Origin of the sequence: Streptococcus sp. 3613 (assembly GCF_013277375.1) — a bacterium.
Classification (GTDB): Bacteria; Bacillota; Bacilli; order Lactobacillales; family Streptococcaceae; genus Streptococcus; species Streptococcus pseudopneumoniae.
Genome location: NZ_VMMV01000008.1, coordinates 1 through 15815, shown reverse-complemented (window position 1 = coordinate 15815; position 15815 = coordinate 1). Strand labels below are relative to the sequence as shown.

17 protein-coding genes and 2 pseudogenes are annotated in these 15815 nt (G+C 40.1%); 17 read left to right on the top strand and 2 right to left on the bottom strand.

The features are described 5' to 3' along the window. Positions 1 to 139: 139 nt before the first annotated feature. The 17 genes and pseudogenes from patA to HT708_RS00885 all read left to right on the top strand — a co-directional run. Positions 140 to 1846, top strand: coding sequence for a multidrug efflux ABC transporter subunit PatA (gene patA / locus HT708_RS00965; RefSeq protein WP_138707348.1), 1707 nt, complete (start codon positions 140 to 142; stop codon positions 1844 to 1846). A 1-nt stretch (position 1847) separates the two neighbouring features. Then, positions 1848 to 3614, top strand: coding sequence for a multidrug efflux ABC transporter subunit PatB (gene patB, locus HT708_RS00960; RefSeq protein ID WP_054393129.1), 1767 nt, complete (start codon positions 1848 to 1850; stop codon positions 3612 to 3614). Between the two features lie 263 nt (positions 3615 to 3877). Continuing rightward, on the top strand, positions 3878 to 4567 hold the full coding sequence (locus HT708_RS00955; RefSeq protein WP_054388460.1) for a gamma-glutamyl-gamma-aminobutyrate hydrolase family protein: 690 nt from the start codon (positions 3878 to 3880) through the stop codon (positions 4565 to 4567). Positions 4568 to 4737: 170 nt separating this feature from the next. Further along, positions 4738 to 6087, top strand: coding sequence for a glucose-6-phosphate isomerase (locus HT708_RS00950; protein ID WP_000018268.1), 1350 nt, complete (start codon positions 4738 to 4740; stop codon positions 6085 to 6087). A gap of 130 nt (positions 6088 to 6217) precedes the next feature. Further along, entirely contained in the window at positions 6218 to 7678 is a 1461-nt protein-coding gene (gene gltX, locus HT708_RS00945) for a glutamate--tRNA ligase (protein WP_172925876.1), read from the top strand. Positions 7679 to 7691: 13 nt separating this feature from the next. Then, the gene (locus tag HT708_RS00940) at positions 7692 to 8126 is read left to right on the top strand and encodes a cytidine deaminase (protein WP_023934276.1); all 435 of its coding nucleotides are present in this window, start codon (positions 7692 to 7694) and stop codon (positions 8124 to 8126) included. 113 nt (positions 8127 to 8239) lie between these two features. Further along, positions 8240 to 8479: a hypothetical protein gene (locus HT708_RS00935; protein ID WP_000907298.1), complete on the top strand. Its 240-nt coding sequence runs from the start codon at positions 8240 to 8242 to the stop codon at positions 8477 to 8479. Between the two features lie 317 nt (positions 8480 to 8796). Then, a complete protein-coding gene (locus tag HT708_RS00930; RefSeq protein ID WP_172925875.1) occupies positions 8797 to 9855 on the top strand; it encodes a zinc-dependent alcohol dehydrogenase family protein in 1059 nt (352 codons plus the stop codon). Between the two features lie 150 nt (positions 9856 to 10005). Next, positions 10006 to 10371 carry a DUF1033 family protein gene (locus HT708_RS00925; RefSeq protein WP_000286407.1) on the top strand — a complete coding sequence of 122 codons (366 nt, stop codon included), beginning with the start codon at positions 10006 to 10008 and terminating at the stop codon, positions 10369 to 10371. A 75-nt stretch (positions 10372 to 10446) separates the two neighbouring features. Further along, positions 10447 to 11388 (top strand): competence type IV pilus ATPase ComGA, encoded by a 942-nt coding sequence (gene comGA, locus HT708_RS00920; protein WP_172925874.1) that lies wholly within the window; start codon positions 10447 to 10449, stop codon positions 11386 to 11388. Next, complete coding sequence (gene comGB, locus HT708_RS00915; protein WP_100104831.1) at positions 11336 to 12352, top strand: competence type IV pilus assembly protein ComGB; 1017 nt, start codon at positions 11336 to 11338, stop codon at positions 12350 to 12352. The genes comGA and comGB overlap by 53 nt, the downstream gene beginning before the upstream one ends. Before the next feature lies 1 nt (position 12353). Further along, complete coding sequence (comGC, locus tag HT708_RS00910) at positions 12354 to 12677, top strand: competence type IV pilus major pilin ComGC (protein ID WP_119947511.1); 324 nt, start codon at positions 12354 to 12356, stop codon at positions 12675 to 12677. Next, entirely contained in the window at positions 12640 to 13074 is a 435-nt protein-coding gene (gene comGD / locus HT708_RS00905; RefSeq protein WP_172925285.1) for a competence type IV pilus minor pilin ComGD, read from the top strand. The genes comGC and comGD overlap by 38 nt, the downstream gene beginning before the upstream one ends. Further along, on the top strand, positions 13037 to 13339 hold the full coding sequence (gene comGE / locus HT708_RS00900) for a competence type IV pilus minor pilin ComGE (protein WP_188110781.1): 303 nt from the start codon (positions 13037 to 13039) through the stop codon (positions 13337 to 13339). Before comGD ends, comGE begins: the two co-directional genes overlap by 38 nt. After that, positions 13302 to 13763, top strand: a complete 462-nt coding sequence (gene comGF / locus HT708_RS00895) for a competence type IV pilus minor pilin ComGF (RefSeq protein WP_172925284.1) — start codon at positions 13302 to 13304, stop codon at positions 13761 to 13763. Before comGE ends, comGF begins: the two co-directional genes overlap by 38 nt. Next, positions 13741 to 14142 carry a competence type IV pilus minor pilin ComGG gene (gene comGG, locus HT708_RS00890; RefSeq protein WP_172925283.1) on the top strand — a complete coding sequence of 134 codons (402 nt, stop codon included), beginning with the start codon at positions 13741 to 13743 and terminating at the stop codon, positions 14140 to 14142. Before comGF ends, comGG begins: the two co-directional genes overlap by 23 nt. Before the next feature lie 136 nt (positions 14143 to 14278). Continuing rightward, positions 14279 to 14404, top strand: a pseudogene (locus tag HT708_RS00885) (SAM-dependent methyltransferase); the annotation flags it as partial. A gap of 573 nt (positions 14405 to 14977) precedes the next feature. Here the strand turns inward: HT708_RS00885 and HT708_RS00880 are convergent. Then, on the bottom strand, positions 14978 to 15454 hold the full coding sequence (locus tag HT708_RS00880; protein WP_023935296.1) for a GNAT family N-acetyltransferase: 477 nt from the start codon (positions 15452 to 15454) through the stop codon (positions 14978 to 14980). A gap of 149 nt (positions 15455 to 15603) precedes the next feature. Next, positions 15604 to 15711, bottom strand: a pseudogene (locus tag HT708_RS00875) (IS5/IS1182 family transposase); the annotation flags it as partial. Positions 15712 to 15815 lie beyond the last annotated feature (104 nt).

Below are 15815 nucleotides of genomic sequence, written 5' to 3'. Positions count from 1 at the left end.
AATTACTAGTCATTCTAGCTGTATCAAGGAGACTTCTTTGACAATCCCCCACTTTTTTGCTAGAATAACATCACACAAACAGAATGAGAAGGAGCTGACACATTGTCGCTCCCTTTTGTCTATTTTTTAAGGAGAAAGTATGCTGATTCAGAAAATAAAAACCTACAAGTGGCAGGCCTTGACTTCGCTTCTGATGACAGGCTTGATGGTTGCTAGTTCACTTCTGCAACCGCGTTATCTGCAGGAAGTCTTAGACGCCCTCCTTGCTGGAAAATATGAAGCTATTTATAGTATCGGGGCTTGGTTGATTGGTGTGGCCGTAGTCGGTCTAGTTGCTGGTGGACTCAATGTTGTCCTCGCAGCCTATATTGCCCAAGGAGTTTCATCTGACCTTCGGGAGGATGCCTTCCGTAAAATCCAAACCTTTTCTTATGCTAATATTGAACAATTTAATGCGGGAAATCTAGTCGTTCGCATGACAAATGATATCAACCAGATTCAGAACGTCGTCATGATGACCTTCCAAATTCTTTTCAGACTCCCCCTCTTGTTCATCGGTTCCTTTATCTTGGCAGTTCAAACCTTACCTTCTCTGTGGTGGGTGATTGTTCTCATGGTAGTCTTGATTTTTGGTTTGACTGCTGTCATGATGGGAATGATGGGGCCTCGTTTTGCCAAGTTTCAAACCCTTCTTGAGCGTATCAATGCCATTGCCAAGGAAAATCTGCGTGGCGTTCGCGTGGTCAAGTCCTTTGTCCAAGAAAAAGAGCAATTTGCTAAGTTTACGGAGGTTTCAGACGAGCTTCTTGGTCAAAACCTTTACATTGGTTATGCCTTTTCAGTAGTGGAACCTTTCATGATGTTGGTCGGTTATGGGGCGGTATTCCTCTCTATTTGGCTAGTTGCAGGGATGGTTCAGTCGGATCCGTCAGTTGTTGGCTCCATTGCTTCCTTTGTCAATTACTTGAGCCAGATTATCTTTACCATTGTTATGGTTGGATTTTTAGGAAATTCTGTCAGTCGTGCCATGATTTCTATGCGTCGTATTCGAGAAATTCTTGACGCAGAGCCAGCCATGACCTTCAAGGATGTCCCAGATGAAGAGTTGGTCGGAAGTCTTAGCTTTGAAAATGTGACCTTTACCTATCCAATGGATAAGGAACCGATGCTGAAAGATGTGAGCTTTACTATTGAACCTGGTCAGATGGTTGGTGTAGTTGGAGCCACTGGTGCAGGAAAGTCAACCTTGGCTCAATTGATTCCACGTCTCTTTGACCCGCAGGAAGGGGCTATCAAAATCGGAGGCAAGGATATTCGCAAAGTGAGTGAAGGAACCCTGCGTAAAACTGTTTCTATCGTTCTCCAACGTGCTATTCTCTTCAGTGGAACCATTGCAGATAACTTGAGACAGGGCAAAGGAGATGCCACTCTATTTGAAATGGAGCGTGCAGCCAATATTGCCCAAGCCAGTGAATTCATTCATCGTATGGAGAAAACCTTTGAAAGTCCAGTTGAGGAACGAGGAACCAACTTCTCAGGTGGACAAAAACAAAGGATGTCGATTGCGCGTGGGATTGTCAGCAATCCACGTATTCTGATTTTTGACGATTCGACCTCGGCCTTGGATGCTAAGTCAGAGCGCCTGGTTCAAGAAGCCTTGAATAAGGACTTGAAGGGAACAACAACCATTATCATCGCGCAAAAGATTAGCTCGGTTGTTAATGCAGATAAAATCTTGGTTCTAGATCAAGGACGATTGATTGGTCAAGGTACGCATGCAGACTTGGTTGCCAACAATGCTGTTTACCGTGAAATCTACGAAACACAGAAAGGAAAGGAGGAGTAAAATGAAGACAGTTCAATTTTTTTGGAATTATTTTAAAGTTTATAAGCTATCATTTGTAGTTGTTATCCTGATGATTGTTCTGGCGACTCTTGCCCAAGCTCTCTTTCCGGTCTTTTCTGGACAAGCAGTGACGCAACTAGTTAATTTAGTCCAAGCTTATCAAGATGGCAATCCAGAACTTGTTTGGCAAAGCCTATCAGGAATCATGGTCAATCTTGGTCTGCTGGTTTTGGTTCTATTTATCTCTAGTGTCATATACATGTGTCTCATGACGCGCGTGATTGCAGAATCGACCAACGAGATGCGCAAAGGTCTCTTTGGTAAGCTTGCTCAGTTGACGGTTTCTTTCTTTGACCGTCGACAAGATGGCGATATCCTGTCTCATTTTACCAGTGATTTGGATAATATCCTCCAAGCCTTTAACGAAAGCTTGATTCAGGTCATGAGCAATATTGTTTTATACATTGGTCTGATTCTTGTCATGTTTTCGAGAAATGTGACGCTGGCTCTTATCACCATTGCCAGCACCCCATTGGCTTTCCTTATGCTGATTTTCATCGTGAAAATGGCACGCAAATACACCAATCTCCAGCAGAAAGAGGTAGGGAAGCTCAACGCCTATATGGATGAGAGTATCTCAGGCCAAAAAGCCGTGATTGTGCAAGGAATTCAAGAGGATATGATGGCAGGATTTCTTGAACAAAATGAGCGCGTACGCAAGGCAACCTTTAAAGGAAGGATGTTCTCAGGAATTCTGTTCCCTGTCATGAATGGGATGAGTCTGGTTAATACAGCCGTCGTTATCTTTGCTGGTTCGGCCGTTCTATTAAACGATAAGACTATTGAAACAAGTACAGCCCTAGGTTTGATTGTGATGTTTGCCCAATTTTCACAGCAGTACTACCAGCCTATTATTCAAGTTGCAGCTAGTTGGGGAAGTCTTCAGTTGGCCTTTACAGGGGCTGAACGGATACAGGAAATGTTTGATGCAGAGGAAGAAATCCGACCTGAAAAGGCTCCAATCTTCACTCAGTTGCAAGAAGGTGTTGAAATCAGTCATATCGATTTTTCATACTTGCCTGATAAACCTATTTTGAAAGATGTCAACATTTCTGCCCCTAAAGGCCAGATGACTGCAGTTGTTGGGCCAACGGGTTCAGGGAAAACCACTATTATGAACCTTATCAATCGCTTTTATGATGTTGATGCTGGCGGTATTTATTTTGATGATAAAGACATTCGTGACTATGATTTAGATAGTCTTAGAAGTAAAGTGGGAATTGTCTTGCAAGATTCCGTTCTTTTTAGCGGAACCATTCGAGACAATATCCGTTTCGGTGTGCCAGATGCCAGTCAGGAAATGGTTGAGTCAGCAGCCAAAGCAAGCCACATTCACGACTATATCGAAAGTTTGCCTGATAAGTACGATACTCTTATTGATGATGAGCAGAGTATCTTCTCGACAGGGCAGAAGCAATTGATTTCCATTGCTCGAACCCTGATGACAGATCCAGAAGTTCTCATTCTCGATGAAGGCACTTCAAACGTAGATACGGTGACAGAAAGCAAGATTCAGCATGCCATGGAGGCAGTTGTAGCAGGCAAAACCAGTTTCGTTATTGCCCACCGCTTGAAAACTATTCTCAATGCTGATCAGATTATTGTCCTTAAAGATGGAGAGGTCATTGAACGTGGTAACCACCATGAACTCTTGAAACTAGGTGGATTCTACTCAGAACTCTATCACAATCAATTTGTTTTTGAATAAGAAAGAAGTTGTCCTATGGGGCAGCTTTTTCTTGTCCATAAAAAATTTTTATCACAGTCTTAAAAAAAACATATTAGACGAAAGACGCTTTGAGTGATATGATAGGACTATCGTTATACTCAATGAAAATCAAAGAGTAAACTAGGAAGCTAGCCGTAGGTTGCTCAAAGCACTGCNNGTCAGTAACATATATACGGTAAGGCGATGCTGACGTGGTTTGAAGAGATTTTCGAAGAGTATTAATATTCGAAAGGAGAGACATCATGCCTAGAACCGTTGTAGGAGTTGCTGCAAATCTATGTCCCGTAGACACAGAAGGCAAAAACATTCATTCATCTGTATCTTGTAGATTCGCAGAGAGCATTCGTCAAGTCGGTGGTCTCCCTTTAGTCATTCCTGTTGGTGATGAGTCTGTTGTACGCGATTATGTGGAAATGATTGACAAGCTCATTTTGACAGGAGGCCAAAATGTTCATCCTCAGTTTTATGGAGAGAAAAAGACCATTGAGAGCGATGATTACAATCTAGTGCGTGATGAGTTTGAATTGGCCCTCTTGAAAGAAGCGCTTCGTCAGAATAAACCAATTATGGCAATCTGTCGCGGTGTTCAACTTGTCAATGTTGCCTTTGGTGGAACCCTCAATCAAGAAATCGAAAGTCACTGGCAAGGACTCCCTTTCGGAACATCTCACTCTATTGAGACGGTAGAAGGAAGCGTGGTGGCTAAGCTATTTGGGAAAGAAAGTCAGGTCAACTCCGTCCATCGTCAAAGCATTAAAGATTTGGCACCTAATTTCCGCGTAACCGCTATTGATCCAAGAGACCAAACCATTGAAGCGATTGAATCTATCGACGAACACCGCATTATCGGTTTGCAGTGGCATCCAGAGTTTCTGGTTAATGAAGAAGATGGCAATTTAGAATTATTTGAGTATTTATTGAATGAACTGTAACGACTGGGACATCTGGTCGTTCTTTCTTTTATTTTTTCAAAATTTTTGGAATGTGGGATTTTTACGCAAACGTTTGAATTCTGATAAAAATTGGAGAAATTTGACAAAAAAACTTGAAAAAAACGAAGGTAAGCGTTATGATAGAAAAGAAGAAATATTGGAGGAATAACATGTCACATATTAAATTTGATTATTCAAAAGTTTTAGACAAATTTGTTGCACCACATGAAGTGGAATACATGCAATCACAAGTAACAGCAGCAGATGAATTGATCCGTAAAGGGACTGGTGCTGGTAGCGACTTCTTGGGATGGTTGGATCTTCCTGAAAACTACGACCGTGAAGAATTTGACCGTATCTTGAAAGCTGCTGAGCAAATCAAATCAGACAGCGATGTCTTGGTTGTAATCGGTATCGGTGGATCTTACCTTGGTGCCAAAGCAGCAATCGACTTCTTGAACCACCACTTTGCTAACTTGCAAACAAAAGAAGAACGCAAGGCACCACAAATCCTTTACGCAGGAAACTCAATCTCATCTACTTACCTTGCTGACTTGGTAGAGTATGTTGCAGACAAAGACTTCTCAGTAAACGTGATTTCTAAATCAGGTACAACAACTGAACCAGCTATCGCTTTCCGTGTCTTCAAAGAACTCTTGGTTAAGAAATACGGTCAAGAAGAAGCCAACAAACGTATCTATGCAACAACTGACCGCCAAAAAGGTGCTGTTAAGGTTGAAGCAGATGCTAACGGTTGGGAAACATTTGTTGTTCCAGATGACATAGGTGGACGCTTCTCAGTCTTGACAGCTGTTGGTTTGCTTCCAATCGCAGCATCAGGAGCTGACATCAAAGCCCTTATGGAAGGTGCGAATGCAGCTCGCAAGGACTACACTTCAGATAAAATCTCTGAAAACGAAGCTTACCAATACGCAGCAGTTCGTAACATCCTTTACCGTAAAGGCTATGCAACTGAGATCTTGGTAAACTACGAGCCATCACTTCAATACTTCTCAGAATGGTGGAAACAATTGGCTGGTGAGTCAGAAGGAAAAGATCAAAAAGGTATCTACCCAACTTCAGCTAATTTCTCAACTGACTTGCACTCATTGGGTCAATTTATCCAAGAAGGAACTCGTATCATGTTTGAAACAGTAGTCCGTGTTGACAAACCTCGCAAGAACGTGATTATCCCTAGCTTGGAAGAAGACCTTGATGGACTTGGTTACCTTCAAGGAAAAGACGTTGACTTTGTAAACAAAAAAGCGACTGACGGTGTTCTTCTTGCCCACACAGATGGTGACGTACCAAACATGTACGTGACTCTTCCAGAACAAGATGCTTTCACTCTTGGTTACACTATCTACTTCTTCGAATTGGCTATCGCCCTTTCTGGTTACTTGAATGCTATCAACCCATTTGACCAACCAGGTGTTGAAGCTTATAAACGTAACATGTTTGCCCTTCTTGGAAAACCAGGATTTGAAGAATTGAGCAAAGAACTTAACGCACGTCTATAATAATAGAAGAAAAGAGTGGTTTGTCCACTCTTTTTACTCTCTTTATCCATAGAAATTGGACTCAGCCAAGACTTGTGATATAATATAGAGAGCAAAAAGGCAGACGCCTAGAGACTTTATAGGAGAAACTATGTCAAAAGATATCCGCGTACGTTACGCACCAAGTCCAACAGGACTACTACACATCGGAAATGCTCGTACAGCATTATTCAACTATCTTTACGCCCGTCATCACGGTGGAACTTTTATTATCCGTATCGAAGATACTGACCGTAAACGTCATGTCGAGGATGGAGAACGTTCACAGCTTGAAAACCTTCGCTGGTTAGGTATGGATTGGGATGAAAGCCCAGAAACACATGAAAATTATCGCCAGTCTGAACGTTTGGACTTGTATCAAAAATACATCGACCAATTGCTAGTTGAAGGAAAAGCCTACAAATCTTATGTTACAGAAGAAGAGTTGGCAGCTGAACGTGAACGCCAAGAAGCAGCTGGTGAAACCCCTCGTTACATTAACGAATACCTTGGTATGAGTGAAGAAGAAAAAGCAGCTTATATCGCAGAACGTGAAGCAGCAGGAATTATCCCAACTGTTCGTTTGGCGGTCAATGAGTCAGGTATCTACAAGTGGCATGATATGGTCAAAGGTGATATCGAATTTGAAGGTGGCAATATCGGTGGTGACTGGGTTATCCAAAAGAAAGACGGTTACCCAACATACAACTTTGCTGTTGTCATCGATGACCACGATATGCAAATCTCTCATGTTATCCGTGGAGATGACCATATTGCTAATACACCAAAACAGCTTATGGTTTATGAAGCACTTGGTTGGGAAGCTCCAGAGTTCGGTCACATGACCTTAATCATCAACTCTGAGACTGGTAAGAAGTTATCTAAACGTGACACCAACACCCTTCAGTTTATCGAAGACTACCGTAAAAAAGGTTATTTACCAGAAGCAGTTTTTAACTTTATTGCTCTTCTTGGTTGGAACCCAGGTGGCGAAGATGAGATTTTCTCTCGTGAAGAATTGATTAAACTTTTCGATGAAAACCGCCTCAGCAAGTCTCCAGCAGCCTTTGACCAGAAAAAACTAGACTGGATGAGCAATGATTATATCAAGAATGCAGACCTAGAAACTATCTTTGAAATGGCAAAACCATTCCTAGAAGAAGCAGGTCGATTGACTGACAAGGCTGAAAAATTAGTTGAGCTCTATAAACCACAAATGAAATCAGTAGATGAGATTATCCCATTGACAGACCTCTTCTTCTCAGACTTCCCAGAATTAACTGAGGCTGAGAAAGAAGTCATGGCAGGTGAAACAGTCCCAACAGTTCTTGAAGCCTTCAAAGCAAAACTCGAAGTGATGACAGATGATGAATTCGTGACAGAGAATATCTTCCCACAAATTAAAGCAGTCCAAAAGGAAACAGGTATTAAAGGGAAAAATCTTTTCATGCCTATTCGTATCGCAGTTTCAGGTGAAATGCATGGACCAGAATTACCAGATACAATTTTCTTGCTTGGACGTGAAAAATCAATCCAGCATATCGAAAATATGTTAAAGGAAATCTCTAAGTAAGAAGGGTACAATAATGGACATCTGGGAAAAGATGTACGAAGAAGCACAGAAACTATACAATCCACATGAAGTATCAGACTTTGTTTATGCCAATCATGTTGTAGCTGCAGTAGAAGCAGAAGATGGACAAATATTTACAGGTTTCTGTATGGAGGGAACCTGTGGTGTTTTCCATCTCTGTGCAGAACGGGCGGCCCTCTTCAATATGTACCAATTTTCAGGACAAACTAAGGTTAAGAAAGTATTAGCCTTTCGAGATAAAGCACCTTATGGTGGAAGTTCAGGAATGCCCTGTGGCGCTTGCAGAGAATTCCTTTTAGAGTTGAACGCTGAAAATAAAGATGCAGAATTCATGATGGACTACGATACAAGAAAGACAGTGAAAGTCGCAGAACTAATGCCCTATTGGTGGGGAGAAGAACGTGCTTCTAAGTTTAATAATCAATAGAAGAGTCAGTATAATTCTGGCTCTTTTTACTATAATTTGAAAAACTGTACTTGAAAAAATGAAAAAAGTTTAAAAAAGTAGAAAATCTAATTGCTACTGCTATTTCCGGTGGTGTGGCAGGCATTGGTAATTTGGTAAAGAAAAAAGGATTGGCAGTTGCTAAAGCTACTTTAAGTAGGGTAGCTAAAAAAGCTGCTATTCGTTTAGGCATTTATAGCAATCGGTTAGCTGAACTTCTTGAACGTATATTTGATTATATTAACATTTTCTACAATGTAGGTTATGCGGTAGCTCAATGGGTTGATGCTAGGGATGTATATCCAAATAATGGACGGATTAATTTCTGGGCTTAAATCTATGTGTAAGATTTTATTATCTTTGTTTTTGTTTGTTTTCTTATTTCATTTGCTAGAACATTACATTTTTGGATTTGATCAGTTGAGTGTTACCCAATTATTATTATCTTCGATTTTTGTTGCAGGTATCAGAAAAATTGGAGATGAGTCATAAGAGAGAAAGCAGAAGTTAGAGATTAGCTTCTGCTTTCTTATCTATATTCCTTTACCAGTAAATAAAAAAGTTAAAAATATCACAAAAAATCTTGAACAAGCAAATGAAAAGGTTTACAATTATATTATAAATAGTACAAATAAAAAAGGAGGAGTGCTTTATGAAAGCCTATACTTATGTTAAACCAGGACTTGCTTCTTTTGTTGACGTTGACAAACCAGTGCTTCGTAAGCCAACAGACGCTATTGTGCGTATCGTAAAAACCACTATTTGTGGAACAGACCTCCATATTATCAAAGGGGATGTTCCTGCTTGCCAAAGTGGTACCATTCTTGGTCACGAAGGGATTGGGATTGTTGAAGAAGTTGGGGAAGGAGTTTCTAACTTCAAAAAAGGCGACAAGGTCTTGATTTCTTGTGTTTGTGCCTGTGGTAAATGCTACTACTGTAAAAAAGGAATTTATGCCCACTGTGAAGACGAAGGGGGCTGGATTTTCGGTCACTTGATTGATGGTATGCAGGCTGAGTATCTACGTGTCCCTCATGCAGATAACACTCTTTACCACACTCCAGAAGACTTGTCAGATGAAGCCTTGGTTATGCTATCAGACATTCTGCCTACTGGGTATGAAATTGGTGTCTTGAAAGGAAAAGTAGAACCTGGTTGTAGCGTAGCCATTATTGGTTCAGGTCCAGTTGGATTGGCTGCTCTCTTGACAGCTCAGTTCTACTCACCAGCCAAATTGATTATGGTGGACTTAGACGATAACCGCTTGGAAACTGCTTTATCATTTGGTGCGACTCACAAGGTTAATTCTTCAGACCCTGAAAAAGCGATTAAAGAAATTTATGATTTGACAGATGGCCGTGGTGTAGATGTCGCTATTGAAGCTGTTGGTATTCCTGTAACATTTGATTTCTGTCAAAAGATTATCGGTGTAGACGGAACAGTTGCCAACTGTGGTGTACATGGTAAACCAGTTGAATTCGATTTGGACAAACTTTGGATTCGCAACATCAATGTAACAACTGGTTTGGTATCTACAAATACAACTCCACAATTGTTGAAAGCACTTGAAAGTCATAAGATTGAACCAGAAAAATTGGTAACTCACTATTTCAAACTCAGTGAAATTGAAAAAGCCTACGAAGTCTTCGGTAAGGCAGCAGACCACCATGCCATTAAGGTCATCATCGAAAACGATATTTCAGAGGCTTAAGTAGTAAAAACATTTTGGAACACAAGCAAATAGAAATTCAGTCATCCATCAGATGGCTGGATTTTTTATCAAGAAATTAAGAAATGAGCATATTTCTTTCCTTGTTTAGCGGAATTGGTTATAATATACGGTACAAAGGAATGAATGAATATGTATCGTGTTATAGAAATGTACGGAGATTTTGAACCCTGGTGGTTCTTAGAAGGTTGGGAAGAAGATATTGTAGCTAGTAAGAAATTTGACCAGTATTATGATGCTCTCAAATACTACAAAACTTGCTGGTTTAGATTGGAACAAGAATCCCCTCTTTATAAAAGTAGAAGTGATTTGATGACCATTTTTTGGGACCCAGAAGACCAACGCTGGTGTGATGAATGTGACGAGTATTTACAACAATACCATTCTTTGGCTCTTTTACAGGATGAGCAGGTTATTCCAGATGAAAAACTACGTCCAGGCTATGAAAAACAAACAGGTAAGGAAAGGCACCGTTCTTGCCGTATGAAAGTAAAATAGAGAAAAAGTAACTTTTTGGAGTTGCTTTTTTATTTTTCCCAAATCTTTGCGAATAGTATAGGTGAGGAGGTAGGTATGGTTCAAGAAATTGCACAAGAAATCATTCGTTCGGCCCGGAAAAAAGGAGCGCAAGATATTTATTTTGTCCCTAAGTTAGATGCCTATGAGCTTCATATGAGGGTAGGAGACGAGCGCTGTAAAATTGGCTGTTATAACTTCGAAAAATTTGCGGCCGTCATCAGTCACTTTAAGTTTGTGGCGGGTATGAATGTGGGAGAAAAGCGACGTAGTCAACTCGGTTCCTGTGACTATGAATATGACCAGACGATGGCGTCCCTACGTTTATCTACCGTAGGCGATTATCGAGGGCATGAGAGTTTAGTCATTCGCTTGTTGCACGATGAAGAGCAGGACTTGCATTTTTGGTTTCAGGATATTGAAGAATTAGGCAAGCAGTACAGGCAACGGGGACTCTATCTTTTTGCTGGCCCGGTTGGGAGTGGTAAGACGACCCTGATGCATGAATTGTCCAAGTCACTCTTTAAGGGGCAACAAGTTATGTCCATCGAAGATCCTGTCGAAATCAAGCAGGACGACATGCTTCAGTTGCAGTTGAACGAAGCAATCGGCCTAACCTATGAAAATCTAATCAAACTTTCCTTGCGTCATCGACCAGATCTCTTGATTATCGGAGAAATTCGGGACAGCGAGACGGCGCGTGCAGTGGTCAGAGCTAGTTTGACAGGTGCAACAGTTTTTTCAACCATTCACGCCAAGAGTATCCGAGGTGTTTATGAGCGTCTGCTGGAGTTGGGTGTGAGTGAAGAAGAATTGGCAGTTGTTCTGCAAGGAGTCTGCTACCAGAGATTAATCGGGGGAGGAGGAATCGTTGACTTTGCAAGCAGAGATTATCAAGAACACCAAGCAGCCAAGTGGAATGAGCAAATTGACCAGCTTCTTAAAGATGGACATATCACAAGTCTTCAGGCTGAGACGGAAAAAATTAGCTACAGCTAAGCAAAAAAATATCATCACCCTATTTAACAATCTCTTTTCTAGCGGTTTTCATCTGGTGGAGACCATCTCCTTTTTAGATAGGAGTGCTTTGTTGGACAGGCAGTGTGTGACCCAGATGCGTGTGGGCTTGTCTCAGGGGAAATCATTCTCAGAAATGATGGAAAGTTTGGGATGTTCAAGTGCCATTGTCACCCAGTTATCCCTAGCTGAAGTTCATGGCAATCTCCACCTGAGTTTGGGAAAGATAGAAGAATATCTGGACAATCTGGCTAAGGTCAAGAAAAAATTGATTGAAGTAGCGACCTATCCCTTGATTTTGCTGGGTTTTCTTCTCTTAATTATGCTGGGGCTACGGAATTACCTGCTCCCACAACTGGATAGTAGCAATATTGCCGCCCAAATTATCGGCAATCTGCCACAAATCTTTCTAGGCATGATAGTTTTTGTTTCAGTAGGTGTCCTTTTAGCGCTCACTTTCTATAAAAGAAGTTCTAAGATGCGCGTCTTTTCTATCTTAGCACGCCTTCCCTTTTTTGGAATCTTTGTGCAGACCTATTTGACAGCCTATTACGCGCGTGAGTGGGGGAATATGATTTCTCAAGGGATGGAGTTGACGCAGATTTTTCAGATGATGCAGGAACAAGGTTCCCAACTCTTTAAAGAAATCGGTCGAGATTTGGCGCAAGCCCTACAAAATGGTCAGGAATTTTCTCAGACTATAGGAACCTATCCTTTCTTTAAAAAGGAGTTGAGTCTCATCATCGAGTATGGGGAAGTCAAGTCCAAGCTGGGTAGTGAGTTGGAAATCTATGCTGAAAAAACTTGGGAAGCCTTTTTTACCCGAGTCAACCGCACCATGAATTTGGTGCAGCCACTGGTTTTTATCTTTGTGGCACTGATTATCGTTTTACTTTATGCGGCAATGCTCATGCCCATGTATCAAAATATGGAGGTAAATTTTTAAAATGAAAAAAATGATGACATTCTTGAAAAAAGTGAAAGTGAAGGCTTTCACACTTGTGGAAATGTTGGTGGTCCTTTTAATCATCAGCGTGCTTCTCTTGCTCTTTGTACCTAATCTGACCAAGCAAAAAGAAGCAGTCAACGACAAAGGAAAAGCTGCTGTTGTTAAGGTGGTGGAAAGTCAGGCAGAACTTTATAGTTTGGGAAAAAATGAAGAGGCTAGCCTAAGCAAGTTACAAGCAGATGGGCGAATCACCGAGGAACAGGCTAAAGCCTATAAAGAATACCATGCTAAACAAAATAAGACTCAAACGGTCGCGGATTAAGGCCTTTACCATGCTTGAAAGTCTCTTGGTTTTGGGACTTGTGAGTATCCTTGCCTTGGGCTTGTCAGGCTCTGTCCAGTCCACTTTTGCGGCGGTAGAGGAACAGATTTTCTTTATGGAGTTTGAAGAACTCTATAGGGAAACCCAAAAACGCAGTGTAGCTAGTCAACAAAAGACTAGTCTGAACTTAGATGGGCAGACCATTAGCAATGGCAGTCAAAAGCTGACAGTTCCTAAAGGAATTCAGGCACCATCAGGCCAAAGTATTACATTTGACCGAGCTGGGGGCAATTCGTCCTTAGCTAAGGTTGAATTTCAGACCAGTAAAGGAGCGATTCGCTATCAATTATATCTAGGAAATGGAAAAATTAAACGCATTAAGGAAACAAAAAATTAGGGCAGTGATTTTACTGGAAGCAGTAGTCGCTCTAGCTATCTTTGCCAGCATTGCGACCCTCCTTTTGGGACAAATTCAAAAAAATAGGCAAGAGGAAGCAAAAATCTTGCAAAAGGAAGAAGTCTTGAGGGTAGCTAAGATGACCTTGCAGACAGGTCAAAATCAGGTAAACATAAACGGAGTTGAGATTCAGGTGTTTTCTAGCGAAAAGGGATTGGAGGTCTACCATGGTTCAGAACAGTTGTTGGCAATCAAAGAGCCATAAGGTCAAGGCTTTTACCTTGTTGGAATCCCTGATTGCCCTGATTGTCATCAGTGGAGGATTACTCCTTTTTCAAGCTATGAGTCAGCTCCTCATTTCAGAAGTTCGCTACCAGCAACAAAGCGAGCAAAAAGAGTGGCTCTTGTTTGTGAACCAGCTGGAGGCAGAGTTAGAGCGTTCTCAGTTTGAAAAGGTGGAAGGCAATCGTATCTATATGAAGCAGGATGGCAAGGAGATCGCTATGGGTAAGTCTAGGGCAGATGATTTCCGTAAAACGAATGCTCGTGGTCGAGGTTATCAACCTATGGTCTATGGGCTTAAGTCTGCTCAGATTACAGAGGAGGGCCAACTGGTACACTTTCGTTTCCAATTTCAAAAAGGCTTAGAAAGGGAGTTCATCTATCGTGTGGAAAAAGAAAAAAGTTAAGGCAGGTGTTCTCCTCTATGCAGTCACCATGGCAGCCATCTTTAGTCTTTTGTTGCAATTTTACTTGAACCGACAAGTCGCCCACTATCAAGACTATGCTTTAAATAAAGAAAAACTGATTGCTTTTGCCATGGCCAATCGAGCCAAAGATAAGGTTGAGCAAGAAAGTGGGGAACAGACCTTTAATCTGGGTCAGGTGAGCTATCAAAATAAGAAAACAAGCTTGGTGACAAGGGTTCGTACGCCGAAGAGTCAATATGAGTTTCTGTTTCCTTCAGTCAAAATCAAAGAAGAGAAAAGAGATAAAAAGGAAGAGGTAGCGACCGATTCAAGCGAAAAAGCGGAGAAGAAAAAATCAGAAGAGAAAGAGAATTCCTAGTCAATTCAACTATAATGCGTTGAATCCAGAATAGTCCACTATAGTTTCTAGAAAATTGCTGGAAATGGATATTAAGCTCCAATTCATTTGTTTATATCTTATTTCAGTTTACTATACTTTGTGCTAAACTAAAGATATGAAACATGATTTTAACCACAAAGCAGAAACTTTCGATTCCCCTAAAAATATCTTCCTCGCAAACTTGGTATGTCAAGCAGCCGAGAAACAGATTGATCTTCTATCAGACAAAGAAATTTCGGATGCTTTTTGTATGAATAATCGGGGTAGCTACCTATCCGAATTTTTAAATTTTCCTAGTACGAAGAAGTTACTAAGGAACATCGCGAAAGGTTCTCTTAATCAATCCAATATAAAGGCAAGGAGTAGTAAATACGAAACAAATTTTAAAATTTTTTAAATTGAAATTTGGCTTTTAACATGAGGGGTCTCCCTTCACCAAATTCGAGTCTGCCTATCCCTTGACTATTCTTTCCTTTCACAAACGAGTCGCTTATTCAATTATAAGTTTACGTGCTCCTAGTCACAGTTCTTGTGCTTGATGGAAAGAATGACACCTATAAAAATGCGAGGTAGTGGCTGTACCACTCACTTATTCACCTCCCCGTGATTTGTAGTAGTGATAGGCTTTCTCACTATTATTATAAAACAAAGAGCACAACACTTTTTCATTCTGTCTTGTGGCTTGAGTGAAACGAAAGGAATGAATTATAAACATAAAAGTTTAGTATATAGATTATTCCTCTCAAAATATGCAAATAAGCTAGGATACTAAATTTATAGCAGACTTAGTGAAAAGCAGAAACTAGAAATGATACTAGTTTCTGCTTTTCTCCATAATAATTAATTTCCCCTTTTTTCCTTCTAAATCTTTCTTCACAACAAAAAAACCTGAATTTCTATATGCTTTTTGAGCCAATATATTTTTTTCATTTACAGCCAATACAATATGGTTAATTTCTAATTTTAAAGTTGAGTCTATGAACTCAAATATTTTATTCAGAGCATTAGAACCATATCCTTGATTTCTGAAATTATCATCAATAGAAAATCCTCTAATAAGCGCATAATCTTTTTGATAATAGCCATACTTTTTAGGACCAGTGTTTAGGTGTAGGCAAAAAAATCCAATTACTTTATGTTCTTTATTAAGTATTACTATTGGGTATCTATACTTATCTTTTTTAGACTTTTCAATAATATTTTTTGGGGTATCAGTATGTGTAATATCATTTAAAGAATAAGAACTTAAAGAATGGTAATGGTCAACTTCACTATACAAAGATAATTTCATGATAATTAATTCCTTTCTCTTTATGTAAGATACATAACTAAATAGGACTCTAGGTATGTAGATTTTTTTATGAAATGTCCTATAAAAATCAGATATATTTAGAGTTATTACTTTAGTCCTTTATTTTCATTATTAGACTTCCTGCAAAACTAGAATCCTAGTTCATGATTGATAATGCCAGCAATCAAATTCATTCGTAAGCCGAAGCGTTTACGATGATTTCGATAGGTTGTTGAAAACATTTTAAACGTTTTTATAGTGAAATGAAATAAGAACAGGACAAATCGATCAAGACAGTCAAATCGATTTCTAACAATGTTTTAGAAGTAGAGGTGTACTATTCTAGTTTCAATCTACTATA